Source organism: Enterococcus sp. S183_ASV_20, assembly GCF_018919685.1.
Taxonomy (GTDB): Bacteria; Bacillota; Bacilli; order Lactobacillales; family Enterococcaceae; genus Enterococcus; species Enterococcus faecalis.
Genome location: NZ_JAHLRI010000014.1, coordinates 32,249 through 55,861, shown reverse-complemented (window position 1 = coordinate 55,861; position 23,613 = coordinate 32,249). Strand labels below are relative to the sequence as shown.

The 23,613-nt window shown below is 37.4% G+C and carries 29 protein-coding genes; 28 read left to right on the top strand and 1 reads right to left on the bottom strand.

Features of this window, described 5'->3' with window-relative positions; all coding sequences use genetic code 11:
• Nucleotides 1-15: 15 nt before the first annotated feature.
• The 17 genes from KQI94_RS07100 (at nt 16) to psiE (ending at nt 13,396) form a co-directional block, all read left to right on the top strand.
• Entirely contained in the window at nt 16-246 is a 231-nt protein-coding gene (locus KQI94_RS07100; RefSeq protein WP_227266026.1) for a hypothetical protein, read from the top strand.
• Nucleotides 243-581: an HK97-gp10 family putative phage morphogenesis protein gene (locus KQI94_RS07095; protein WP_002363372.1), complete on the top strand. Its 339-nt coding sequence runs from the start codon at nt 243-245 to the stop codon at nt 579-581. The genes KQI94_RS07100 and KQI94_RS07095 overlap by 4 nt, the downstream gene beginning before the upstream one ends.
• Nucleotides 578-970, top strand: coding sequence for a DUF3168 domain-containing protein (locus KQI94_RS07090; RefSeq protein WP_002363373.1), 393 nt, complete (start codon nt 578-580; stop codon nt 968-970). Before KQI94_RS07095 ends, KQI94_RS07090 begins: the two co-directional genes overlap by 4 nt.
• Before the next feature lie 18 nt (nt 971-988).
• Nucleotides 989-1,594 (top strand): phage major tail protein, TP901-1 family, encoded by a 606-nt coding sequence (locus KQI94_RS07085; protein WP_002364302.1) that lies wholly within the window; start codon nt 989-991, stop codon nt 1,592-1,594.
• Between the two features lie 2 nt (nt 1,595-1,596).
• Nucleotides 1,597-1,905 (top strand): hypothetical protein, encoded by a 309-nt coding sequence (locus tag KQI94_RS07080; RefSeq protein WP_002366369.1) that lies wholly within the window; start codon nt 1,597-1,599, stop codon nt 1,903-1,905.
• Nucleotides 1,906-1,967: 62 nt separating this feature from the next.
• Nucleotides 1,968-2,366, top strand: a complete 399-nt coding sequence (locus KQI94_RS07075; RefSeq protein WP_002366370.1) for a tail assembly chaperone — start codon at nt 1,968-1,970, stop codon at nt 2,364-2,366.
• 68 nt (nt 2,367-2,434) lie between these two features.
• A complete protein-coding gene (locus KQI94_RS07070; RefSeq protein WP_002366371.1) occupies nt 2,435-2,740 on the top strand; it encodes a hypothetical protein in 306 nt (101 codons plus the stop codon).
• Nucleotides 2,727-7,181 carry a phage tail tape measure protein gene (locus KQI94_RS07065; protein WP_002368227.1) on the top strand — a complete coding sequence of 1,485 codons (4,455 nt, stop codon included), beginning with the start codon at nt 2,727-2,729 and terminating at the stop codon, nt 7,179-7,181. The genes KQI94_RS07070 and KQI94_RS07065 overlap by 14 nt, the downstream gene beginning before the upstream one ends.
• On the top strand, nt 7,178-7,900 hold the full coding sequence (locus tag KQI94_RS07060) for a hypothetical protein (protein ID WP_002366374.1): 723 nt from the start codon (nt 7,178-7,180) through the stop codon (nt 7,898-7,900). The genes KQI94_RS07065 and KQI94_RS07060 overlap by 4 nt, the downstream gene beginning before the upstream one ends.
• The gene (locus KQI94_RS07055) at nt 7,900-9,345 is read left to right on the top strand and encodes a phage tail spike protein (RefSeq protein WP_002366375.1); all 1,446 of its coding nucleotides are present in this window, start codon (nt 7,900-7,902) and stop codon (nt 9,343-9,345) included. Before KQI94_RS07060 ends, KQI94_RS07055 begins: the two co-directional genes overlap by 1 nt.
• A 5-nt stretch (nt 9,346-9,350) precedes the next feature.
• Nucleotides 9,351-10,091: a hypothetical protein gene (locus KQI94_RS07050; protein ID WP_002366376.1), complete on the top strand. Its 741-nt coding sequence runs from the start codon at nt 9,351-9,353 to the stop codon at nt 10,089-10,091.
• Between the two features lie 17 nt (nt 10,092-10,108).
• Nucleotides 10,109-10,588 (top strand): hypothetical protein, encoded by a 480-nt coding sequence (locus tag KQI94_RS07045; protein ID WP_002390183.1) that lies wholly within the window; start codon nt 10,109-10,111, stop codon nt 10,586-10,588.
• Nucleotides 10,578-10,997, top strand: a complete 420-nt coding sequence (locus KQI94_RS07040) for a hypothetical protein (RefSeq protein ID WP_002390182.1) — start codon at nt 10,578-10,580, stop codon at nt 10,995-10,997. The genes KQI94_RS07045 and KQI94_RS07040 overlap by 11 nt, the downstream gene beginning before the upstream one ends.
• Nucleotide 10,998: 1 nt before the next feature.
• The gene (locus tag KQI94_RS07035; protein ID WP_002368228.1) at nt 10,999-11,121 is read left to right on the top strand and encodes an XkdX family protein; all 123 of its coding nucleotides are present in this window, start codon (nt 10,999-11,001) and stop codon (nt 11,119-11,121) included.
• Nucleotides 11,122-11,134: 13 nt separating this feature from the next.
• The gene (locus tag KQI94_RS07030) at nt 11,135-11,341 is read left to right on the top strand and encodes a BhlA/UviB family holin-like peptide (RefSeq protein WP_033591391.1); all 207 of its coding nucleotides are present in this window, start codon (nt 11,135-11,137) and stop codon (nt 11,339-11,341) included.
• 52 nt (nt 11,342-11,393) lie between these two features.
• Entirely contained in the window at nt 11,394-12,500 is a 1,107-nt protein-coding gene (locus KQI94_RS07025) for an SH3 domain-containing protein (protein WP_002390181.1), read from the top strand.
• Nucleotides 12,501-12,943: 443 nt separating this feature from the next.
• The gene (gene psiE, locus KQI94_RS07020; protein ID WP_002355869.1) at nt 12,944-13,396 is read left to right on the top strand and encodes a phosphate-starvation-inducible protein PsiE; all 453 of its coding nucleotides are present in this window, start codon (nt 12,944-12,946) and stop codon (nt 13,394-13,396) included.
• A 70-nt stretch (nt 13,397-13,466) separates the two neighbouring features.
• Here psiE and KQI94_RS07015 read toward each other — a convergent pair whose 3' ends face one another.
• Nucleotides 13,467-14,282: a metallophosphoesterase gene (locus KQI94_RS07015; protein WP_002355870.1), complete on the bottom strand. Its 816-nt coding sequence runs from the start codon at nt 14,280-14,282 to the stop codon at nt 13,467-13,469.
• Nucleotides 14,283-14,453: 171 nt separating this feature from the next.
• Between KQI94_RS07015 and KQI94_RS07010 the strand changes: the two genes are divergently transcribed.
• From KQI94_RS07010 to recN, 11 genes are all read left to right on the top strand, one after another.
• Complete coding sequence (locus tag KQI94_RS07010; protein ID WP_002390179.1) at nt 14,454-15,518, top strand: Xaa-Pro peptidase family protein; 1,065 nt, start codon at nt 14,454-14,456, stop codon at nt 15,516-15,518.
• Between the two features lie 13 nt (nt 15,519-15,531).
• Nucleotides 15,532-15,852 carry a MazG-like family protein gene (locus tag KQI94_RS07005; RefSeq protein WP_002355872.1) on the top strand — a complete coding sequence of 107 codons (321 nt, stop codon included), beginning with the start codon at nt 15,532-15,534 and terminating at the stop codon, nt 15,850-15,852.
• 332 nt (nt 15,853-16,184) lie between these two features.
• Nucleotides 16,185-16,616 (top strand): Asp23/Gls24 family envelope stress response protein, encoded by a 432-nt coding sequence (locus KQI94_RS07000; protein WP_002355874.1) that lies wholly within the window; start codon nt 16,185-16,187, stop codon nt 16,614-16,616.
• A complete protein-coding gene (gene nusB / locus KQI94_RS06995) occupies nt 16,609-17,061 on the top strand; it encodes a transcription antitermination factor NusB (protein ID WP_002355875.1) in 453 nt (150 codons plus the stop codon). The genes KQI94_RS07000 and nusB overlap by 8 nt, the downstream gene beginning before the upstream one ends.
• Before the next feature lie 103 nt (nt 17,062-17,164).
• Nucleotides 17,165-18,010: a bifunctional methylenetetrahydrofolate dehydrogenase/methenyltetrahydrofolate cyclohydrolase gene (locus KQI94_RS06990; protein ID WP_002355876.1), complete on the top strand. Its 846-nt coding sequence runs from the start codon at nt 17,165-17,167 to the stop codon at nt 18,008-18,010.
• A 9-nt stretch (nt 18,011-18,019) separates the two neighbouring features.
• A complete protein-coding gene (gene xseA, locus KQI94_RS06985) occupies nt 18,020-19,366 on the top strand; it encodes an exodeoxyribonuclease VII large subunit (protein ID WP_002368232.1) in 1,347 nt (448 codons plus the stop codon).
• 1 nt (nt 19,367) lies between these two features.
• Nucleotides 19,368-19,598 (top strand): exodeoxyribonuclease VII small subunit, encoded by a 231-nt coding sequence (locus KQI94_RS06980; RefSeq protein ID WP_002355878.1) that lies wholly within the window; start codon nt 19,368-19,370, stop codon nt 19,596-19,598.
• A complete protein-coding gene (locus KQI94_RS06975) occupies nt 19,598-20,479 on the top strand; it encodes a polyprenyl synthetase family protein (protein ID WP_002355879.1) in 882 nt (293 codons plus the stop codon). The genes KQI94_RS06980 and KQI94_RS06975 overlap by 1 nt, the downstream gene beginning before the upstream one ends.
• A gap of 13 nt (nt 20,480-20,492) precedes the next feature.
• On the top strand, nt 20,493-21,308 hold the full coding sequence (locus tag KQI94_RS06970) for a TlyA family RNA methyltransferase (protein ID WP_002355880.1): 816 nt from the start codon (nt 20,493-20,495) through the stop codon (nt 21,306-21,308).
• Between the two features lie 138 nt (nt 21,309-21,446).
• Nucleotides 21,447-21,896: an ArgR family transcriptional regulator gene (locus KQI94_RS06965; RefSeq protein WP_002358881.1), complete on the top strand. Its 450-nt coding sequence runs from the start codon at nt 21,447-21,449 to the stop codon at nt 21,894-21,896.
• A gap of 17 nt (nt 21,897-21,913) precedes the next feature.
• On the top strand, nt 21,914-23,587 hold the full coding sequence (gene recN, locus KQI94_RS06960; RefSeq protein WP_002386195.1) for a DNA repair protein RecN: 1,674 nt from the start codon (nt 21,914-21,916) through the stop codon (nt 23,585-23,587).
• Nucleotides 23,588-23,613 lie beyond the last annotated feature (26 nt).

The window sequence follows — 23,613 nt, the reverse complement described above, 5'->3', positions numbered from 1 at the left end:
AAGCACGAGCTGATTTTGGAAAAACTAATAGGCAGTGTAACCGAAGTCGGAACGGAAAAACAAATGACCATTTTCCCTAACATAAAGGAGCAGATGGTCATTTTTCGTTTTAGAGACCGCCTATCAATTCGTTCAGGTTTTCTTGAATACTACGACGAAGAAGAACAAAAAAATCGAAAATTTACCGTTGTTAAAAATTTGCGTGTTAGTAAAGGAACTTCGGTTTATGGAAGTGAATATCGATGACTTACCGAGTAGATATTTCAGGATTGGATGATTTAATCGAAGCGATTGAAGAAGCGAAAAAGCTAGACGATGTAAAAGAGGTCGTCAAAAATGATACTGCTTATATGGCAAATCAAATTGCAGAAGAAACACCAGTCAGAAGTGGATACTTAAAACGAAGTGAGACACCTTCTATTAAAGATGACGGAATGACTGGCGAAGTTGAAGCGATGGCTGACTATTCAGCATATGTAGAATATGGAACGCGTTATATGTACGGACGTTTCTATATGAAAAAAGGGCATACAGCAGCAGCTAAAAGATTTCTTGATAATATGGAGGCGTTAGTAAAATGACCTTTAAAGACCCGTATTCAGAACTTTACGAAGCGTTATTTGTCACTTTGGAGCAAACAGGCTATGAAACCTATGGGCATTTGCCAGATGACGACGCTTCTTACCCGTTTGTTTTCTTAGGTGAACAATGGTCTAAGGATAGACAAACAAAAACAAGAACGTTAGGTTCAACAAATATTATGATTCATGTTTATGATCATGACGACAAACGTCGAGAATTAAATCAAGTATTAGCCGATGTGCGAAAAATCGTTCATGAATTGCATCAGACTAAGAACTTTAATTGGTTAGTGACAGAAAGTAGCACAGAAGTAATTTATGAAAATACAACCAATTTTGGTACGAGCCTTGCACACGGTGTACTTGACATCACGTTAGAATTTGAATAAGAAAGAAGGAAACTCGAAATGGAAAAAGCAATTCAAGGTAAAAAAATTAAGTTAATGTTTCGACTAACACGTGAACGTGCGACAACAGCAGCGAAGTTGTTAGCTTTAGAAATTTCACACGAATATAAGTCAGAAACAAAAACAGATACACAATCAACAAAAGACGGGAATGTTCCTACATCAGGAATGCCGTCAGCTTCCATCGAAATGGAATTTTTACGGACAGGCACAGAAACATACAACATGTTGAAATATGCGTATCGTAACGGGCTAGAAATTGATGTATGGCGCATTAATTTTGATAAAAAAGACCCAAAAACAGGAAAATACGAAGCGGAATTTGGCACAGGCTTGTTGGATTCATTCGGAGATTCTGCCGAGTCCGATTCTAATTCAAGTATTAAACCAACTCTAGTTTTAAATGGTGACCTAGTAGAAGGTTGGGCAACGGTTGACGCCGAAAATGAAGAACTTGCGCGTGCTTTCTTCTACGACACAGTGGCTGGTGCGGAACCAGAAGAGCCTGTAGAAAAATACACACCAAAAACAATTGAAGTACCTAAAGTTGAAAGTGTAACGCCGACATCAGATGGTGCCGTTGTAAAAGTGAAGGAGGAAGAATAATCATGGCAAATACTTATCGTATTTACAAAGGTAGTGAAAAAGTAGTTGAAGGAGCAAGTCCATTAACTATTACAGGACTTGATGCAGGAGCAAAAGTAGCAGCAGGAACATATCATATTGTACGTGTGCAAGATGAAAAAGAATCTGAAAAAGTAGCTATTCCAGCTTTTACCGTATTGGCGGGGCGCTCTTTGGAAAATAAACCAACAGAAGCAAATACTATTCCTGAAATCAAAGAATGGTTAACTGCTCACAGTATTGATTTTACAGGAAAAACAACGAAAACAGATTTATTAGCATTAGTACCATAATTAAAAATCAGGAAGTAGGCGGCAATGTGAAGGCATTGTCGCTTTTTTAGGAGGAATTTTACATGTCAACAAACGTAAAACCTGTCGCAACAATTAACGGAAAAAAATATCCTTTGATTTTCGGTTTTAAATTTTTAAACGAAATTAACGCATTAAAACCTGACGTTGAAGAAGTAGACGGCTTTGTCCAACTGATCGGAGGGTTACAAGATGGCGATGCTTTTGCCTTTCAAAAATTAATGCACGCAGCGTTAATTACTTATGATGACTTAACAACGAAAGAAATTGACGACTACTTAGAAACGTCGGAAGAGGCTTTAACGTTGTTTGAAAATTTTATCTCTTTCTTGGAGCAAGCACCGTTAACGGCTCTTCGGACGAAAAAAGCACTAGAAGCAATCAAAAAAATCATGGCTTACATGGAACAGATTCAAGCCAATCAACAAGAAACGACAGCCTAGATTATGACGAAATAGTTGTCACATGTTTTCAACATTTCCCCAATATCACTTTAAAAGAAATTGAGCGTATGACTCCTTATGAATTTTATTTACGGATAAAAGCTGTAAATTTACGAGCAATTAACGAAGAAAGGAAGCTATACGTTAACGCGTTAGCTACACGTATTTTTACAACGCCAGACGAAAAAGGACAACGCTATATTTTTAACGAAGTGAAAGATGTCTATGACTTTGAGAAGCTTGAACGCGATGTACGAGGTGAAATTTCGCAACGAGAAGCGGAAAAGCTAAGTGAGCTAGAAGAAAACGCTCGTCGATTAGAACAAGCAAGAAAAATTGTTGAGGAAAGGAGGAAAAAACGTGACACAAAGTAAAACGGTAACAGCCATACTTACAGCACGTGATAACAATTTTACCAGTGCGATGAACGGTGCTGTATCTTCGCTAAAAAAACTTAGCTCAAACGCTTCTGATATTCCTAGTAATTTGAATACAGTGAATGGTGCGATGAAAAGTTTCGGTGATAAAACCGCAAGTATCGGTCAAAGCATTGAAAAAGTTGGCGATTCTATGACTAAAGGTATCACACTTCCAATTGCGGGCGCCGTTGGTGCAGTAACAACCGCAGCGGTAAAATGGGAAAGCGCCTTTACTGGAGTTAAAAAGACCAACGATGAGATGATCGATTCTAACGGTAAAGTCATTTATTCTTATGATGATTTAGAAAAAGGCCTTAGAGATTTAGCAAAAGAATTGCCCGCAAGTCACACAGAAATTGCAAACGTTGCGGAAGCGGCGGGGCAATTAGGTATCCAAACTGATAAAGTTGTAGGATTTACCAAAACTATGATCGATATGGGCGAATCAACAAACATGTCAGCCGATTCAGCAGCTACTTCCCTAGCTCGTTTTGCTAACATTACAGGTATGTCACAAGATAAATTTAGCAACCTTGGTTCAGCGATTGTTGACTTAGGGAATAATTTAGCGACTACCGAATCAGAGATTACAGAGATGGGCTTACGTTTAGCTGGTGCAGGAAAACAAATTGGTATGACTGAAGGAGATATTGTAGGTTTTGCAGCGGCGCTATCATCTGTTGGTATAGAGGCCGAAGCGGGTGGTTCAGCGTTCTCTCGGTTAATGGTTCAAATGCAATTAGCAACAGAAACAGGTGTTGAAGCTTTTGCGCCGCTGAAACAAGCAGTAGCGGAGCAAGGCGTGTCTTGGGAATCTTTTGTGCATGCTGTAAACTGGGGTGGAAAAGAACTGACGGCAGTTTCTAAGCAAATGGGAATACCTACCTCAGAATTAAAAAAAATGTATAAAGAAGCCAGTAAAGCTTCAGGTAGTCTGGAAGATTTCGCGAATGTAACAGGTCGAACTGGAGAAGAGTTTGCACAATTATTCAAAAGCAATCCATCTCAAGCATTAATTGAATTTATCCAGGGCTTAAAAGACTCAGAAAAACACGGAATATCAGCTATTAAAGTGTTAGATGATATGGGAATTACAGAAGTTAGATTACGTGATAGTTTATTACGTGCGGCTAATGCAAGTGATGTCTTTGAAGGTGCTGTAAAACGAGGTAATTCAGCTTTTAAAGAAAATACAGCTCTAGCAAATGAAGCTGGTAAGCGTTACGAGACAACTGAAGCAAAACTTGGAATGTTAAAAAATGAATTCGTAAATATGGGAATAGATTTAGGTGGTCCTTTTGTAGATGCATTAAGAAGTGCACTACAGGCTTCTAAACCTTTAGTTGAAACTTTAGGAAAGATGGCAAAAGCTTTTTCAGAAGCCAATCCTAAAACTCAAGAATATATAATGAAAATGATTGCGTTAGCAGCTTCAGTTGGTCCCGTGTTAAAAGTCTTTGGAAAAATGACAAGCATTTTCGGAAAAACAATTTCAACAATGTTTGAAACCGCGGGAAATATCGATAGCAAGTGGAAGAAATTTATCAATAATCCTATTATTAGGGGTTCTAATAGCGCATTACAAGCTGTAAAAGGGTTTGTTTCTAAATATAAAGCAAATCTGGTTGGGCTTGAAAATGCGGGAGTCAATGTAAATGTACTAACAAGATTTACCACGTTAGGAGAGACTATTTCAGGTCTTTTTCCTACGTTAGATACATTTAGAGCAAATCTACGAGCAAGCCAAAGACAGCTAAATATGCTAGGGGAAGGGAATAAAGTTACTAACTTTTTCCGTTCTTTTTCTGCTTCTTTACAATTATCTAACAGTAAGTTAGCGAAATTTGCCTCTGTTGTTATTAATCCTGTAGGGTCGCTAAGAAACCTATCCTCTGCAGCTGGCAAATCGGGAACGGTTTTATCAGGGCTTGGCGTAGCTGCCTCAAAAGCAGGTGGAGGTTTTAGAACATTTGCGGTAACGGGTATACGATCTATAGCTAGTTTAACAGGAGCTATGTTGAGCAATCCCATAACAGCAATTTTAGTAGCAATAACCGCTACGATAGTTGGTGTAGTGCAAGCTTGGAAATCCAATTTTATGAACATTCAAGGCTACGTGAAAACTGCTTTTAGCGGAATAGTAAAATCGTTTAAAAGTGTACTTCCTAGCTCCTCGAGTGTTACTAAAACAATAAAAGGATTAGGAAATACCTTTAAATGGTTAGGTACTGGAGCAATTGTTGGTGTCACTTTTGCAATAGCAGGTTTTGTAGATGGATTACGTGCTATCGTTACTGTAGGAAAAACGGTAGTAAATGCAATAATGGCAATTTCAAACGGTGTAAAAGGACTTTGGAAACGATTAAAAGGCGATTCTAAAGGTGCTGATAAAGCATTTAAAGATATGAAGAAAAGCTTATCTGATATAGAAAAAGATTGGGATACAATGTTTTCTGATTCTGCCTTAAAAAAGGCTGCTAAAAGCACCGAAGAATTAGGTGAAAAGTCCAAAGACACTACGAAAGCAATTTCGTTAAATATGGAAGAAGCCTCTTCAAGTGTTGAAAATTATTCTTCAAAACTTGATGAAGCTAAACAGGCAATGACTGAACTTTTCTCACAGCAAAATGGTAGTACGGCTGGCGTAGAAACTTATTTCAAGAATACACTTGATTTAGTTACGAATTTAAAGGAACAACAGAAAAAGGCTGTTGAAACCTATAACAAGCAAATTGAAGCGGCAGAAGGAAAATCAGAAGCAGAGAAGCAAAAGATTTTTGCCAATGCTTCAAGCCAGTATATGAAAGCTGTTCAAACGAATAATAGTGATTTATTGAAGGTATATACTGATTATTCTAACCAATTGAAGAATAATAAAACAGTAGAGGGTCAAGAATTGACAGAACAGCAAAGAGCTACTTTGCAAAATCAAACGAATATTATTCGGGATCAATTATTACAACAGAACCAACAATTTGTTGAGGCTGGTATGAATAAGTTGGCTAATAAACAAGCATTAAGCGAGCAAGAAAAAGAACAAACTTTGACAAGCTTGCGAACGCTTGGAGAAATTCAAGCGCAACAAGTGCAAGAAAATAACGCCCAAATTCAGCAACTAGAAATACAAAAGAACCAAGCAAAAACGGAATCTGAAAAAGCAGCTTTCCAAAATCAAATTACACAATTACAAACGCAAAATGCTCAAATACGACAAAGTGAATTAGAGCAAGGAGCTCAACTTCTAGCGATTATTTCACAAAATGGTGCAAATAAAATTGCAGTGACAGCTGATAATTTAGCACAACTTAAAGGCGTTACAGACCAACAGCTTTTAGGCATTTATCAATCTTATGTAAATAATGGTGCTAGCATTGACCAACAAATGGCTTTATTGGCAGGAATGCTACGTCAACGAGGGATTGATGGCTCTAACGGACTAGTTCAGGGATTGCAAAGTAATGATCCAACGAAGTGGGCGAATATGTCAAGAGCTGACATTGTTAATACTTTACAAGCGTTGCCTCCTGACTTATTTAGAAATGGTCAAGACGGAAAAAACCAGTTAATTGATGGATTAAACTCTGGGAAAACACAACTTAATAATGTTGGTAAAGAATTGATGTCTTCGATGAATAGTGGTCAATCTTCGCAAAAATCTAATTCTAAGAAAGCTGCCGCTGATAATAGTAGTGCAGCTGCTTCTGGAACAAGAAGTAAAAGTAATGAACATAAAAATGCTGGTAAAAGCAATGCTCAACAGACAAATGCTGGAACGAATTCTGAAAAAGGAAATGCGAAGAATTCTGGAAGTCAGCTAGGTGCGGCAACAATTCAAGGATATTTAACTCAGTTACCCCCTGCAAATAATGCTGGAAGGTCTTTAGGAAATGCGGTAAGTCAGGGTGCAGGTTCTGTAGATATGAGCCCTGTAGGTTCAAATATGGCTAGAGGTGTTGCTTCTGGTATTCGTGCAAGTCAGGGCGAAGCAGTGGCTGCTATGCAAAATTTAGTAGCCGCCGTTAATGCAGAAGCACAGAAAAAAGCAAAAATTAAATCACCATCACGCCTATTGAAATATGATGTTGGTGTTTTCCTTGCACAAGGTGTAGCTGCAGGTATTCGAGAAGATACGTCGGTTGCCGTACAAAGTGCAAAAGATATGATTTCAAGTATTCATCAATCTATTACGGGTAGCCGTTTGATGAAACGTTCAAATGCAATTGAGGTAAAACACTCTATAGATAATACGCCAATGGGAAAAATGGTAGAAATTTTAGAAGAAATACGACATTTAACTGTTGTGATGGATACTGGCCAAGTAGTGGGAGCGCTAGGTAGCCCAATGAATCTTAATTTAGCAGAACAACAAAAGCAAGATGGGAGGTATCGTAGTTGATTGAAATTGTAGAATATATGGCCAAAGGTCGTTTTAATAGCAAAGAACACGGTTTCTACATTATTGAACACGATGCTCCTTCAGCGGAAGAAGTGGAAATTATTGAACAGATCCCTTTCATGCAAGGTCAGTATGATTTTTCCATGCTTACAGGAGAACGAATTTTTAGTAATCGCATTGTCACTGTTACTTTTTGGCGACCTAATACGCCATACGAAGAACGAAAGGCATTAGAGGCGAAAGTAAAAGAAGAATTGATGATGGATGGAATTGATTACATTGATGATTCTTGGTTACGTTCAGGGCTTCGCTGGTATGGAAAATGCAAAAGTGTGAAAGCAGAAGATGACTCGTCAAGTAATTCATTAACGTTAACCGTAGAATTTGACGTGTATCCTTTTGCTTTAAGGGAAAATATTTCTTATTCCGATGTCTTTGACGATGACTATTTCACAGACGATAGCGCCGACAATTGGACAGGCTACTATATTCACGGAAAAAGAGAAATTTTTCTTATCAATATGGGAGCAAATGCTTCTAGTCCAACAATAAAGGCAACGTCTACAATGCAATTAACTACTGATGACGGAATAACAATAAAAGTTCCGAAAGGCGAATCGCAAGATTATTTCTTTAAATTAAAAAGAGGGACTAACCACTTAACTATTTATGGCGAAGGTCATATCTCTTTCTTTATGTCTAGTGAGGTGATGGTCTAATGTATCGAGTATTATTGTTTGATAATCCGAACAGAAAGAATCCAAAGATTGTTCATGAGCCATATAGCTATGGTGAGAAAATCAAAGATAGTGAAGTATATTTATCGCTTAACGGATTAGGAATTTCTACTTTTGAATTTACCTTTAATATTAACAATAAATACTATCAAAAGATTGAGCCGATTATTCACTTTATCCAGATTGTGGATGTTACAAGAAATAAAGAAATTTTTTATGGTAGAGTTGCTAAAATCACGAATAAAATGGAAGCATCAGGAAGCTTTTCTCAAACTCTCTTAGCGGAGGATGAGAAAGCTTTTTTATATGATTCTGTTCAAACCTATATGAAACCAACACGGATGACTGTATCTGCTTATTTACAAAAAATACTCGATGCACACAATAAACAAGTTGAAGCGCATAAGCAGTTTCGGCTTGGTGAAGTGAATGTTGTAGATAATGGGGACTTGCTAAGAGGATTAGGCTATCAAAGTACAGCTGATACCATTAAAGAAAAATTGTTGGATAGGCTGGGCGGTACGTTAACACTTCGACGTGTTGGGAATATAAATTATTTAGATTATCTATCTAATTATGGTGTGAACAGTGAAACTCCTTTACAGTTAACCAAAAATCTAAAAAGTGCTACTCGAGATATTGATATTTCTGAATTGTTTACAAGGATTGTGCCCGTCGGTCAAGATATTGAAGATACGTCAAATACTGATATTGAAGTGGGAACAGATTTTTCACGACCTAAATACACCATCGAAAAAGTAAATGGCGGTAAGAATTACCTTGATGATGAAGCGTTAATCAAAAAATTTGGATTAAACACGGGCATTGTAGAATTTTCAAATGTCAAAGACCCATCAATTTTAAAACGTCGAGGGTTGCAATGGCTAAAAGACCAAAGCTTGATGTTGGTAACTTGGACAGTTGAAGCCATTGAGTTAGGGCTATTGGATAAACGGTATGAATTAATCACTTTAGGAAACAGTTATAAAGTAGATAATCAATTTATTTATGCTGTAGAACGATTACAAGTGATTGAGAAAAAATTTAGTATTTTAGAACCGCAAAAGGTTACTTTGACTATTGGTTCGAAAAAGAAAAAACTGACCGATTATCAAAACGAAATAAAAGCTATTCAATCCAATTTAGTAAACGTAAAAAAATTTGCGACGGCAGGAGTTCAAAACATATCAGAGTTGATAAAAAGACAGGAAGAATTTGACAATGATTTATCTGTTCAAAGTAGTAAAGTTAGTTCTTTGGAAGACTTAACCAGTGAATTATCAACAACCGTGACAGAATCGACGGAAGCCTTTAAACAATTAGCAAGTGATTTAACAAATACAGTCGAATCTGTAGGTACTGCTCAAACTGAGATGAAAAAGGCGTTAGACGATTTAATTAAGCGCGTAGAGAAATTAGAAAAATAAGAGAGGTGAGACGGTTGGCACAAGAATTTAAGGATACTCGACCAACAAATGAACCAAATACAACAGTTGATTATCAAGACCCGACCGATGTCGATGAGGTGCAAGATGAAATAAAAAACGGTGTGATTGATCCTATTTCTCAAACGTTCGCTTTGTGGATTCGAACAAAGATGTATCGACGACATGTTCGAGAATCTTTAGCTCGTATGATGGAGTATACCAGTGTTTTATTTAATAAAATAAAGGCTATTTCTGAAAATACAGAAAAACGCCAATCTAAAGTAGAACAACGTCAAACCAATTTAGAGGAACGTTTTAAAGATGTAATCGCAAATGCTACAACAGATAGCGAAGTTATCGATGCTCGAAGTAGTGAACGTTTGGGAAATTTTAAAACGTTAGATGAACGGCTAGAATATTTTGAAAATATCATTGCTTCTGTAATTCCAGTTGGTTTTGATGTAACTATTGTTCACAATTTAGGAGCTCAACCAGTCGTTAATGTTCGTACTTGGACACATGGTATAGGTGTACTGCCTTTAGGTACAGAACCAACAGGATTATTTGGCGGTAGTGCTTCTCAATCAATTCAATGTACGGTAAAACATGTGAATTCTTCTGAATGTATTGTGACTATTCCGCTAGATTATAAAACAGATTCTCTACCAGTAAAAATTGATGAGCATAAGTATTTACTTATTGATGGTCAGAATAGCCGATCTATTGTATTTGACTTAATTTTATAAGAAAGGACGTTGTGAATATGGATTTAACTAGAATTTATAGAGGGATGGAGAACGGGGCAGAATCGATTGAAGAAAATTTCAATAAAATTGGTGCAGCCGTTGATAGCACCTCAAGAACTTTCCAAAAAATCACCAAAAAAGAACCGTTGTGGACAGGTGCATGGTATGGCGGAGCTGCAGGAAACGGTAATGTTCCTTCTAAATCGCTATCGGAGTGTGAGAACGGGTGGATTTTCCAATGGCAAGAATATAAAAAAGACGGCACCTTAAACGGTGCATGTTATCACTTTTTCTTAGTACCTAAACAGCATGCGCAGAATCCAGGTTCTGGAGGAGTTATTTTTCTTTTACATGGATACAACGCTAATAGTTTAGTGCGGAAATATTTATATGTTAAGGATACTAAAATTACTGGTAATGATATAAATGCCTCTTCTAGTGATACAGCTGGTTCAGGCAGTAAAATGTTTGCGTTAAGTGCGATTTATGAATACTAGGAGGAAAGAGAACATGAAAATTTGGATTGATGATATTCAAGGTTATTTAGACGGATATTCCACAATGGAACAACCGAATAAAATTGAACTTGAAGTAGAAAAAGAACCAACAGATTTTTATAATTATCGCTGGAACGGGACAAGCTTAATATACGATCCTAACAATGTGCCAGAACCAGAGCCCGCACCACCAACCGACATTGAGGTATTACAAGCCGAAAATGCGGAATTAAAACAATTGAATTCAAAACTTATGATTAATGACATGAATTTAAAAAAAGAGCTTTCAGAAGTAACGAAGAAAGCAGATAATTTTGCGCAAATTAGTGCAAAATCAATGCTTGCGATTAATCAATTAACCAATCAGGTAAAAGAAATTAACGAAAAATTAGCAGAAGGAGTGGAATAAAATGTTTACATTTGATGACATTAAAATGATGTATGACTGGGGCTGTTTTACAGATGAACAAGTAATGGAGTTTGTCCCACTTTGCATTACAGAAAAAGAAGCGAAAGAAATTGTCGGAAAGTAGGTAAGTAGCAATGATTGAAGAGTTTGTGAGAGGTTTATTAACGAATCCAGAGCAAGTAACGTTTACTACTCTATTTGTTGGTTTATTTATTTGGGTGATGAAACAAAATAGTGATCGCGAACGTAATTATCAAGAAACAATTGGAAAGCTTGCGGACTCGTTAAAAGATGTTGAGGACATCAAGACGACAGTAGAAAAAATTCATGAAAAATTAAATTGAGGTATGGCTCTAAGCCATGCCTTTTTATTATTAATTTTAGGAAGGTGTTTTTATGAAAAAAACTGTTAAATTATTAGTAGCTGTCGGAATGGGATTAAGTTTTATGTTACCAATTGGCGCAAATGCTTACCAAATTGAACAAGACCCAATCAATTTCGGTGGCTATTTCCCTGGATATGCAACTAACGAATTGATTGTATTGCATGAGTCAGGAAATGGAAATAATGTCGGTCCAAATAGTTTAGACAATGAAACGGCATATATGAAACGAAACTGGCAAAATGCGTACGTTTCATATTTTGTTGGTTCTGGTGGTCGAGTGAAACAGTTAGCGCCAGCAGGACAAATTCAATGGGGCGCAGGACAAACAGCGAATGCAAAAGCCTATGCTCAAATCGAATTAGCACGAACGAATAACAAAGAAACGTTCAAGAAAGACTATGCAGCCTATGTTAATTTGATTCGTGATTTAGCAACTCAAATCGGCGCAACATTTGATTTAGATGATGGTACAGGATACGGAATTGTATCGCACGATTGGGTATCTAAAAATTGGTGGGGCGATCATACAGATCCTTACGGTTATTTAGCAAGTTGGGGAATTAGTAAAGCACAATTAGCACAAGACTTACAAACTGGACTTCCAGAAGACGGTCATGATGTTATTGTAAACCCCGGCAAACCAAACAAGCCTAAATATAAAGTAGGGCAGAACGTTCGCTTTACAACGATCTATAAAAATCCAGATGCGCCAATCGAGCAACATATCAATGCAAATACTTTATGGACACAAGTTGGTACAATCACACAGAAATTAGACGGTCGTAAAAATCTATATCGGATTGAAAATAGCGGTAAATTATTAGGATACGCGAACGATGGCGATATTGCGGAGCTTTGGGAAAATAGCAAACCTAAGCCAGCTAAAGTTTTTACTATCGGTGTAAATGAAGGGATTGTGTTACGTACTGGCTCACCTAGTCTGTATGCGCCAGTATATGGTATCTGGCCAAAAGGTGCGCAATTTAGATATGATTCAGTCCATGTAGCTGACGGCTATGTTTGGTTAGGTGGAACAGATTCAAATGGAACAAGAATTTACATTCCTGTTGGTCCAAATGATGGTGATCCAAATAATACTTGGGGAACTGGTTATTAAGAAATAAGAAAATCCCTACTTCTCATTACTAGAGGTAGGGATTTTTTCAACGGTAAATTATGTTGAGATTTTTTTATTCTTATAGGTAAAAATGACCATACTTTGACCATACACTTTAAGAAAATATAGAAACTATCAGAACATAGGATTTAATACAAATCCCTATTTTATAAGTGTTGAAGAAAATTAGGGATTGTTAGAAAAATTAAATTTTAAAGTATCAGTTTATCCAGTAGCTAACTAATACGATTAAAAAGCTGAATCTGCGGATTCAGCTTTTTTTGTCTTGCATAAAGGGTTAGCCGGAAAATAAAGAAACATCTCAAAATAAAAAAAATCTCACATTGGGTTTAACTGCTTGTCTGACAAGGTTAATTGATGATATATTTAATGTAATAACAAGCATGTTATAAAATAATTGAGTCAAAAGAAAGAAGGGTATTATGCAGAAGAATTTTAGTGTAGTAAAGAAGTACGTGAATTTGATTTTGGATATTGTATTAGGGATTTTAGGAGTTTTCTTATTAGTATTTATGGCTAGTTATTTAGTTGACCTCGCTACATATCTCATGAAGCCAATGACGCCGGATAATTTTTCAGTTATCATGCAAGAAATTATTTCATTCTTTATGTTATTTGAGTTTATTATGATGATTCTTCGCTATATTCAAGAAGGACACCATATTCCGATTCGTTATTTGATTTTAATTTGTTTAACCGCAATTTTACGTCAATTAATGGTTGCACATGGCGATGGCTTGCAGACCTTATTGTTATCTTTATCAATTCTTTTACTAGTGGTTGTGCTATTTATTCTCGGGTTAAATGGCAGCAAATTTTATACGCTAGGAAAAGCGAAAGTAGAAGAAGATCACGAGCAAGATTTTCATCATTAATCGAACATAATCAAAGACCGTCCAATGTGAGAATTTTTCTCTAACGTGGGGCGGTCTTTTTAATGCATAGTTAAATAGTTAACTCAATCAGTTCAATTGTTGGTAAGACACCGAAGCGTGCGCTGATTTTAGTGGTTCCGATTCCTGGGTGAACAATTAGCGGCGTTTCATCTTCTAAATGATAAAGCCCATGTGTATATTTTTTAGCAAGCTGATTTTTGTAAGTGAAAAAAGGCAAGCGAATCTGTCCGCCGTGACTATGTCCTGCTAAAATGAGGTCAATGTTTTTGTTGACTGCTGAGTCTGCGACATCTGGCTCATGGGTTAGTAGCAGAGTGGGCGTTCCAGTAGGGCGGTTGACTAAAGCTGCAGCTAAGTCGGTTTGTCCATATAACGAATCTTCTAAACCAGCGACGTACAAGGAGATACGGTGTGAGACAGGCAGTAATTTGCCCGTGTTTTTTAGTACGGTAAAGTCGGCAGCTTCTAAGATTGTTTCGTAAAAATTGGTATCTAACCCGCTATACTCGTGGTTGCCATAAATAGCGAATTTGCCATAAGGGGCGTTAATTTTACGGAAAAGTTGACTCACTTCATCCTGAATTTCGATACCGAAACGGGCATAATCATCAAATAAGTCTCCTGTAAAAACGACTATGTCTGGTTGTAATGTATTTGTTTTTTCAACAATCTGTTTTAAGGCCTTCACAGAATAATTCTTTTTTAAATGAATATCAGAGAGTTGAACAATCCGTAAGGTTTTCCCTGATTCTGTTACTTTAATTTGATTTTTGTGTATGACTAAGCAGTTAGGTTCAATAAAAAAACTATAGCTTAAAATGCCGATAATAATGAAAAATAGTGCCAGAAATAAATAAACGTTCATAATTTCCTCCTTGAAGTCGCTAAATTAGTTTACTACAAAAGTGTTAAGCAAAAAATAAGGAAAGGTAAAATTTTCAGTAAACTTTCTCGATGAAGTTTTTTGGTGATTCATGCTTTTCTGAAGTAAATTTGCTATAATGAAAAATGAGAAAAAAGAAAGAAGGTCGAACCAATGATGGCAAGAGTCGAAAAGTTACGGGAGTTAATGAAAGAAAATAATTTACAAGGATTTTTAGTGACAAGTCCGTATAATTTACGTTATTTAACCAATTTTACTGGGACAACAGGCTTGGCAATGATTACATTAGATAAAGCTTTTTTTGTAACGGATTTTCGTTATACGGAACAAGCTGCGGAACAAGCAACTGGTTTTACTATCGTTAAAAACACAGGACATATTTTTGACGAAGTAGCAGATTTAGCTGAACGTTTGCAATTAGATAATTTAGCTTTTGAAGAAACGCAAGTTAGTTTCGCTGATTATAGCTTATTGGAAGAAATTTTACCATGTGAATTAGTTCCTGTAATGGGTTTGATTGAAGAATTAAGAGAAGTGAAAGATGAAGAAGAAGTAGCGATTATTGAAAAAGCGTGTGCCATCGCGGATCAAGGATTTGCCTTTGTCTTAGAGATGATTAAACCTGGAATGACAGAGATTGAAGTGGCTAATCAATTAGATTTCTTCATGCGTTCAAAAGGAGCCAGTGGTGTTTCTTTTGAGACAATTGTGGCCAGCGGTCTACGTTCAGCGATGCCACATGGCGTTGCTAGCCATAAAGTCATCGAAAAAGGTGATTTAATCACTTTGGATTTCGGCTGTTATTATGAAGGCTATGTTTCTGATATGACACGGACATTCGCTATTGGTAGTATTCAGCCAAAACTAAAAGAAATTTATGATATTGTTTTAGAAGCACAATTAAAAGTGTTAGCAGAAGCTAAACCTGGGTTGACGGGCATTCAATTAGATGCGATTGCACGGGATCATATTGCTTCCTATGGCTATGGCGATGCGTTTGGTCACAGCACTGGTCATGGCATTGGGTTAGAAATTCATGAAGGACCAAATGTTTCATTCCGAGCAGACAAACAGTTTGTACCAGGGAATGTGATTACGGACGAACCTGGAATTTATTTGCCAGGAATTGGTGGCGTGCGTATTGAGGACGATTTATTGATTACTGCTGAAGGTAATCGTGTATTGACACATGCGCCAAAAGAATTAATCATTTTATAAAGGTTGGGAGAATATGGATATCCAAGAGTATCAGCGGTTTATTAGCGCGTTTTATAAAAAACGTAACTGGTATCAATATGATCCGTTCATTCGTTCCAACTTTTTAACAGAAGAAGTCGGCGAAGTGTGTCGGGCCATTCGGACAATTGAAATTGGCCGTGATCGACCGGATGAAACAGTTTTGGCGGATGAAGAGAATCTGGAAAATTTAACGGAAGAGTTAGGCGATGTGTTGGATAATTTATTTATTTTAGCGGATAAATATGACATCTCTTTAGAAATGATTATGCAAAAGCATCGGACGAAACTAATGGAACGTTATCCTGAAGAATAAAGACGTAAAAATAAGAAAGCCAAAATTACTTGGTCTTTCTTATTTTTACGTCTAAAGGCTTGGATTAGAAATTTATGACAAGAAATTATCTGTTCTTTTAGTCAGAACTTAGCTTTTCTGGTAGCGAAATAGGCTAATTAATGATAAACTAAGAACGAGTATTGATAAGCAAAATTTGGACGTTCTTTCACAACTAACTGAAGAAACCAGTGTTGTTTTAATTTTTAAGAATCATCCGTTGCTTAAAAGAGAATCCTTAAGAGACTTAGTGATTCATCAAATAAATCGTTTATTTAACGATTTTGTGCGTAATAGATAAGGAGGACAACCAAATGTCAGAAGAAAAAAATCTTGTAATCAATGCAAACGATTCTTTAGGAGAAATCGTGATCGCTCCTGAAGTCATTGAAGTAATTATCGGAATCGCTGCTTCAAAAGTAGAGGGCGTTTATGGGATGCGTGGCACGTTCGCCAATAATGTGAATGAATTATTAGGCCGTGCAGCACACGGCAAAGGTGTATATTTACGAACAGAAGAAGAAGGCTTAAAAGTCGATATCTATTGTTACTTGAACTACGGTGTTTCTGTGCCAAAAGTTGCATTAGAAATGCAAGACCGTGTGAAACAACAAGTCTTATTTATGACAGATATTGATTTAGTTGAAGTGAATATTCATGTTGTAGCGGTAGTACCTGAAAAAATCCCTCAACCAGACTTAAATGAATTATTCCCAGAAGATGAAGATGGAGAAGAGAATGAGTAAAACAGAATTAACCCGTCACGAGATTCGTGAAAAAGCGCTCCAAGCCCTTTTTCCTTTAGATTTTAATGCTGATTTAACCAAACAAGATGCCATTGATTATGCATTGGCTTATGATAATCGGGAAATCGTCAGTGAAGATGGCGAAGACCTAGTCCCTACGTATTTAGATTTACTTGTCGGCGGTGTGTGTAGCCGCAAAGCAGAATTAGATGAAGTGATTACGAACCATTTAGGTAATAACTGGTCTATGCAACGCTTAGCAAAAATAGATATTGTTATTTTACGTTTAGCTATTTTTGAAATGCTATACGTTTCAGATGTGCCAAACATTGTGGCATTAAATGAAGCCGTTGAGTTAAGTAAAAAATACAGCGACGACCGTTCACGTAAATTTGTTAATGGTGTGTTATCAAATGTAATGAAAGAAATTGATTCAGAGGCGTAAGCTCTGAATCTTTTTTTACTATCTAACTGGTGTTAAGATACTGGGTTATATGCTAAAATAAATACTATTAAAGAAGTAAAGAAACAATAGAGGGAGCGAAGGAATGAGTACAGTAATTAACGGTCGTGAATTAGCAGATCAAATGCAAGCAGAGATTCAAAAAGATGTAGAAAAGATGACACAACAAGGCATCCAACCAGGATTAGTTGTTTTATTAGTTGGAGAAAATCCTGCCAGCCAAACGTATGTGAGAAATAAAGAACGTGCAGCAGCCAAAATTGGCATTCTGTCAAAGGTCGAAAAACTGCCAGAAACTATTTCAGAAGAAGAATTATTGGCTGAGATTGACAAATATAATCAAGATTCACGCTTTCATGGCATTCTTGTACAACTACCTTTGCCAAAACATATTGATGAAGAAAAGATTTTATTAGCGATTGATCCCAAAAAAGATGTAGATGGGTTCCATCCAATGAATTTAGGCCGTTTGTTTGTAGGCAAACCTGAAATGATTCCTTGCACGCCGTATGGAATTATGAAGATGTTTGAAGCCTATGATATTGATTTAACAGGTAAACGTGCGGTGGTTATTGGTCGAAGTAATATTGTTGGCAAGCCAATGGCACAATTATTGTTAATGAAAAATGCGACCGTGACGATTGCCCATTCTAAAACTGAACATTTAGCAGAAGTTGCAAAAGAAGCGGATATTTTAGTTGTAGCAATTGGACGCGGGCATTTTGTCACCAAAGAGTTCGTGAAACCAGGTGCGGTAGTGATTGATGTGGGTATGAATCGCAATCAAGAAGGAAAACTGATTGGTGATGTAGCATTCGATGAAGTTTCTGAAATTGCAAGCTATATCACACCAGTTCCCAAAGGTGTTGGCCCAATGACGATTACCATGTTAATGTATCAAACAGTCGAGGCAGCAAAAAAACAAAAGTAAGGTGAAAAAATGACGCAACAGTATTTAACAGTAACAGCCTTAACGAAATATTTAAAACGTAAATTTGATGCAGACCCTTACTTAGGACGTGTCTATTTAACAGGTGAAATTTCGAACTTTCGCTTCCGAGCGAACGCGCATCAGTACTTCAGTTTAAAAGATGATCATGCGAAGATTTCTGCAATTATGTTTAAATCAGCCTTTCAAAAATTGAAGTTTCAACCAAAAGAAGGCATGAAAGTCATGGTGGTGGGGCGGATTTCGCTTTATGAAAACAGCGGTTCCTATCAAATTTATATTGAACATATGGAACCAGATGGTGTAGGTGCACTTTATCAAGCATTGGCAGAATTAAGAGAAAAACTAGGAAAAGAAGGACTTTTTGAAGGGCCTAAACAACAGTTGCCTCGTTATCCCAAACGAATCGCTGTGGTTACAAGTCCTAGTGGTGCTGTCATTCGGGATATCATTACGACAGTCAAAAGACGGTATCCGATTGCACAACTGGTCCTTTTTCCAACCTTGGTCCAAGGCGAGCAGGCGGCGGATGACATTGTGCGGAACATTCAGCGAGCCGATGCGCAAGGCGATTTTGATACGATGATCATCGGCCGTGGCGGTGGTTCAATCGAGGATTTATGGCCATTTAATGAAGAAAAAGTGTCTCGGGCCATTCATGCTGCCACCACACCGATTATTTCATCGGTTGGTCACGAAACAGATGTGACAATTGCCGATATGGTAGCAGATGTTCGTGCAGCAACGCCAACGGCAGCAGCGGAACTAGCGGTACCAGTTTTAAATGAAGAACTATTAAGAATTAGTGAACGGCGTAGTCGTTTAGAACAAAGCTTTTTATATCTCTTACAACAACGAACAGAACGTTTCCAACGACTACAAAATTCTTATGTGTTTAAGCAACCTGAGCGGCTTTATGAAGGTCAAACGATTAAATTAGATCGAATGACGCAACGTCTTTTCCAAGCAATGACAACGATTCATCACCAAAAACAACGTCAAGCCCAAGGAATTATCGCTCAATTGCAACAACAGACACCAAAGGGACAATTAAGAGAAAGTCAGCAACAATTGGCATTTTTACAACGAAACTTGCAAACACAAATGACACAATTGTTCCTAAACAAACAAAAGCAATTCACGTCTGCTGTTCAACAATTAGACTTACTCAGCCCACTCAAAATTATGGGTCGAGGATATAGTTATACTACAAAAGAGGACCGTGTCGTTAAAACTGTTACCGAGTTACAGCCAGCAGATCAATTAACGATTCATTATGCTGACGGTACAGTTCAAGCAAACGTCGAAACAATAACAGCGAAAAAAGAGGAGTTTTAACATGCCAGCAAAAGAAAAAACGTTTGAAGAATCATTAAATGCCTTAGAAGAAATCGTTCAGCGCTTAGAACGAGGAGATGTTCCTTTGGAAGAAGCCTTAGCTGCCTTTCAAGAGGGCATGGCATTAAGTAAACAATGTCAAGATACATTGGAAAAAGCGGAAAAAACTTTAACGAAAATGATGACAGAAAACAATGAAGAAATTGTTTTTGAAGAGAGCGAGGAAGCGTAATGACGAATTTTAGTCAACAGCATTTACCGTTGGTTGAAAAAGTCATGGTCGATTTTATCGCAGAATATACTGAAAATGAGCGTTTGAAAGAAGCAATGCTCTACTCAATACACGCAGGTGGCAAACGATTACGCCCGCTATTAGTGTTAACAACAGTGGCCGCTTTTCAAAAAGAGATGGAAACACAAGACTATCAAGTGGCTGCCTCTTTAGAGATGATTCATACGTATTCATTAATTCATGATGATTTACCAGCAATGGACGATGATGATTTACGTCGTGGCAAACCAACCAATCATAAAGTGTTTGGTGAAGCGACTGCCATTTTAGCAGGGGACGGCTTATTAACAGGCGCGTTTCAGTTACTTTCTTTGAGTCAATTAGGCTTAAGTGAAAAAGTTTTACTGATGCAACAACTGGCAAAGGCAGCGGGGAATCAAGGCATGGTTGCCGGCCAAATGGGTGATATTGAAGGAGAAAAGGTCAGCTTGACTTTAGAAGAGTTAGCGGCTGTTCATGAAAAGAAAACCGGAGCGCTAATTGAATTCGCCTTAATTGCTGGGGGCGTATTAGCCAATCAAACAGAAGAAGTCATTGGTTTACTGACACAGTTTGCGCATCACTATGGCTTGGCTTTTCAAATTCGTGATGACTTATTAGATGCCACAAGTACAGAAGCAGATTTAGGTAAAAAAGTAGGCCGAGATGAAGCGTTGAATAAAAGTACGTATCCAGCTCTTCTAGGGATTGCTGGCGCGAAAGATGCGCTAACACATCAATTAGCAGAGGGCAGCGCTGTTTTAGAAAAAATCAAAGCAAATGTTCCCAACTTTTCAGAAGAACATTTAGCAAACTTGTTAACTCAGTTACAATTGAGATAGAAAGAAGGCACTTATGAAAAAAGAACGCGTCGATGTCTTGGCGTTTAATCAAGGATTATTTGAAACACGAGAAAAAGCAAAACGCAGCGTGATGGCTGGTTTAGTTTACAATGATAAAAATGAACGTTTAGATAAACCAGGGGAAAAAATTTCTGTGGAGACACCCTTACATACTAAGGGCCAAGTAATGCCTTATGTTTCTCGTGGGGGCTTAAAACTAGAGAAGGCACTAAATGTTTTTGCAATCAACGTTCAAGGCAAAACAATGTTAGATATTGGTTCCTCCACAGGTGGTTTTACCGATGTTGCTTTACAAAATGGGGCTCGTTTGAGTTACGCTTTAGATGTTGGCTATAACCAACTAGCATGGAAAATTCGGCAAGATGAACGCGTGGTGGTAATGGAACGTACCAATTTTCGCTATAGTAAACCTGAAGATTTCACTGAAGGGGTGCCGGATATTGCAACGATTGATGTTTCCTTTATTTCATTACGCTTAATTTTGCCACCTCTTCATGATATTTTGAAAAAAGGCGGTAGTGTGGTGGCGTTAATTAAGCCACAATTCGAAGCTGGCAAAGAGTTTGTTGGGAAAAAAGGAATCGTGCGTGATCCAGAAACCCATCAAATGGTTGTGGAGGAAATTACACGCTTTGCCATGAATAACGGTTATGATGTGAAAAACTTAGATTTTTCACCAATCACTGGTGGCGAAGGAAACATTGAATTTTTGGCACACTTAGTTTCTGTTGAAGGAGAAGGATCCTATCAAGCAACAGAATCTATTGAAGAAGTTGTCGCGCATGCGCATCAAAAATTAGCGGAATGATGAGAAAAGTTAGAAGAAAGAAGTGGACGCCTATAGGTGAAAGCTTCTTTTTTGTATAAATCTAGTAATTCATCTTTTAAAATGCATAAAAATAAGCTATGATGAGGGCAAGAGTAAACTGAAAAGGAGAGCGGCGCCATGAGAAAGCAAGATAGACACCGTTTAATTACACGTTTATTGACTGAAAAAAATATTCAAAAGCAAGAAGATTTTGTCAACTATTTACAAGAAAAGGGCGTAGCTGTTACACAAGCAACGATTTCTCGCGACATTAAAGATATGAAACTGATTAAAGTTCCTTCTGCAGAAGGGGGTTATCGATATAGCCTTCCATTAGAAACACAAGCTAATACGAGTGCTAAACTTGCAAAGCTTTTAAAAGATGCCTTTGTAGCTGCAGAACAAATGGAAAAATATGTCGTATTACGAACCATTCCTGGCAATGCGGCGGCGTGTGGTAGTTTAATCGAAAAGAATTACCAGGAGAAACTTTTTGCCGTCATCAACGATGATGATAGTGTTCTCATGATTGCACGAACTGAGGAGGCGGCAGAAAAACTTCATAAAGAGCTGCTAAGCTATCTATAAAGAATGAGGTGAACAAGATGTTACAAGAACTTTCCGTGAAAAATTTTGCGATTATCTCTTCGTTACAATTAGAGTTTCAAATGGGTATGACCGTTTTAACGGGAGAAACGGGTGCGGGGAAATCCATCATTATTGATGCAATGGGATTACTCACAGGCGGACGCGGCTCCAGTGACTATATTCGTCAAGGAGCAAATAAATGCACCTTAGAAGGACTTTTTTCAATGCCGAAAAGTCAAGAATTAAAGCAATTATTAGAAGAATTAGGTATTGAAACAGAAGAAGATTCTTTAGTGATTCAACGAGATATTTCCGCTTCTGGTAAAAATGTTTGCCGTGTCAACGGACGAATTGTCAACATTACTAATTTAAAAAGAATTGGGGAATATTTAGTAGATATTCATGGCCAAAATGAACATCAAGAATTGATGCAAAGTGAACGCCATATTGATATGTTAGATGAATTTGGTGGGAAAAAGCTTTTAGCAGTCAAAGAAAAATATACACAGGCGTATCAAGAGTATCGCGCACTCGAAGCCAAAGTCAGAAAGCGACAAAAAAATGAAAAAGAATTTGCCCAAAGAATGGACATGCTTCATTTTCAAAGTGATGAAATTGCTAGTGCACAGTTAGTCGCTGGCGAAGAAGAACAATTGTTAGAAGAACGCAATAAACTGAACAATTTTCAAAAGATTGCTGATGCACTGACGATTAGTTATGCCGCGCTAAATGGTGAAGACGATAGTAGTTTGGATAAAATCGGAACAAGTATGAATGAACTCGCTTCGATTGAATCCCTTGATCCAGAATATAAATCATTGTCAGATACTGTTCAAAATGCTTACTACTTACTACAAGAAGCTAGTGGAGATCTTTCTAGGTTGATTGATGGCTTAGAACTAGATGAAGGCCGCTTGAATGAAGTAGAAAATCGTTTGGAATTAATCCGTCAAATGAAACGTAAATATGGTGATTCGATCGAAACGATTTTATCTTACTATGAAGAAATCACCAAAGAGTTAGCAGAGGCTGATTTTTTGGAAGGTGGTACAGGTGACTTAGAAGCGTTGCTTGCAGAGAAACAACAAGCGGCTCATCAACAAGCGTTAGCTTTACGAAAAGAACGAAAGCGCCTAGCCAAAGAGCTTGAACAACAAATTTTAACCGAATTAAAAGAACTATATTTGGAGCGAACTGAATTTGAAGTCCGATTTACAGAACTTGAGCATTTACAAGAAAATGGCTTAGACGGAGTAGAATTTTATATTACTACTAACCCAGGGGAACCATTAAAACCGTTAGTTCGGGTGGCTTCTGGCGGAGAACTTTCGCGAGTGATGCTGGCTATGAAAACAATCTTTTCTCAAACACAAGGGATCACTAGTATTGTTTTTGATGAAGTGGATACAGGAGTCAGTGGCCGAGTAGCACAGGCGATTGCCGATAAAATTTATCAAATTTCAGAAAATTCGCAGGTGTTGTGTATCACGCACTTGCCCCAAGTGGCGGCCGTTGCCGATGAACATTATTTTATTGAAAAAGAAATTGTGGCGGGTCGGACAGAAACAAGCGTCCGAATTTTATCTGAAAAAGAGCGAGTAAACGAAATTGCGCGTATGCTCGCAGGAAGTGAAATTACGAAATTAACCATTGAACATGCACAAGAGCTGTTGGCGATGGCGAAAAAATAGCCGCTCTATTTGAGCAAGTAAAAAAA

Excerpts from the sequence above, each read along its gene's own strand:
- KQI94_RS07095 (WP_002363372.1), top strand. The coding sequence starts at position 243 with ATGACTTACCGAGTAGATATTTCAGGATTGGATGATTTAATCGAAGCG.
- KQI94_RS07090 (WP_002363373.1), top strand. The coding sequence starts at position 578 with ATGACCTTTAAAGACCCGTATTCAGAACTTTACGAAGCGTTATTTGTC.
- KQI94_RS07085 (WP_002364302.1), top strand. The coding sequence starts at position 989 with ATGGAAAAAGCAATTCAAGGTAAAAAAATTAAGTTAATGTTTCGACTA.
- KQI94_RS07080 (WP_002366369.1), top strand. The coding sequence starts at position 1,597 with ATGGCAAATACTTATCGTATTTACAAAGGTAGTGAAAAAGTAGTTGAA.
- KQI94_RS07075 (WP_002366370.1), top strand. The coding sequence starts at position 1,968 with ATGTCAACAAACGTAAAACCTGTCGCAACAATTAACGGAAAAAAATAT.
- KQI94_RS07070 (WP_002366371.1), top strand. The coding sequence starts at position 2,435 with ATGACTCCTTATGAATTTTATTTACGGATAAAAGCTGTAAATTTACGA.
- KQI94_RS07055 (WP_002366375.1), top strand. The coding sequence starts at position 7,900 with ATGTATCGAGTATTATTGTTTGATAATCCGAACAGAAAGAATCCAAAG.
- KQI94_RS07045 (WP_002390183.1), top strand. The coding sequence starts at position 10,109 with ATGGATTTAACTAGAATTTATAGAGGGATGGAGAACGGGGCAGAATCG.
- KQI94_RS07040 (WP_002390182.1), top strand. The coding sequence starts at position 10,578 with ATGAATACTAGGAGGAAAGAGAACATGAAAATTTGGATTGATGATATT.
- KQI94_RS07035 (WP_002368228.1), top strand. The coding sequence starts at position 10,999 with ATGTTTACATTTGATGACATTAAAATGATGTATGACTGGGGCTGTTTT.
- KQI94_RS07025 (WP_002390181.1), top strand. The coding sequence starts at position 11,394 with ATGAAAAAAACTGTTAAATTATTAGTAGCTGTCGGAATGGGATTAAGT.
- psiE (WP_002355869.1), top strand. The coding sequence starts at position 12,944 with ATGCAGAAGAATTTTAGTGTAGTAAAGAAGTACGTGAATTTGATTTTG.
- KQI94_RS07015 (WP_002355870.1), bottom strand. The coding sequence starts at position 14,282 with ATGAACGTTTATTTATTTCTGGCACTATTTTTCATTATTATCGGCATT.
- KQI94_RS07010 (WP_002390179.1), top strand. The coding sequence starts at position 14,454 with ATGATGGCAAGAGTCGAAAAGTTACGGGAGTTAATGAAAGAAAATAAT.
- KQI94_RS07005 (WP_002355872.1), top strand. The coding sequence starts at position 15,532 with ATGGATATCCAAGAGTATCAGCGGTTTATTAGCGCGTTTTATAAAAAA.
- KQI94_RS07000 (WP_002355874.1), top strand. The coding sequence starts at position 16,185 with ATGTCAGAAGAAAAAAATCTTGTAATCAATGCAAACGATTCTTTAGGA.
- nusB (WP_002355875.1), top strand. The coding sequence starts at position 16,609 with ATGAGTAAAACAGAATTAACCCGTCACGAGATTCGTGAAAAAGCGCTC.
- KQI94_RS06990 (WP_002355876.1), top strand. The coding sequence starts at position 17,165 with ATGAGTACAGTAATTAACGGTCGTGAATTAGCAGATCAAATGCAAGCA.
- xseA (WP_002368232.1), top strand. The coding sequence starts at position 18,020 with ATGACGCAACAGTATTTAACAGTAACAGCCTTAACGAAATATTTAAAA.
- KQI94_RS06980 (WP_002355878.1), top strand. The coding sequence starts at position 19,368 with ATGCCAGCAAAAGAAAAAACGTTTGAAGAATCATTAAATGCCTTAGAA.
- KQI94_RS06975 (WP_002355879.1), top strand. The coding sequence starts at position 19,598 with ATGACGAATTTTAGTCAACAGCATTTACCGTTGGTTGAAAAAGTCATG.
- KQI94_RS06970 (WP_002355880.1), top strand. The coding sequence starts at position 20,493 with ATGAAAAAAGAACGCGTCGATGTCTTGGCGTTTAATCAAGGATTATTT.
- KQI94_RS06965 (WP_002358881.1), top strand. The coding sequence starts at position 21,447 with ATGAGAAAGCAAGATAGACACCGTTTAATTACACGTTTATTGACTGAA.
- recN (WP_002386195.1), top strand. The coding sequence starts at position 21,914 with ATGTTACAAGAACTTTCCGTGAAAAATTTTGCGATTATCTCTTCGTTA.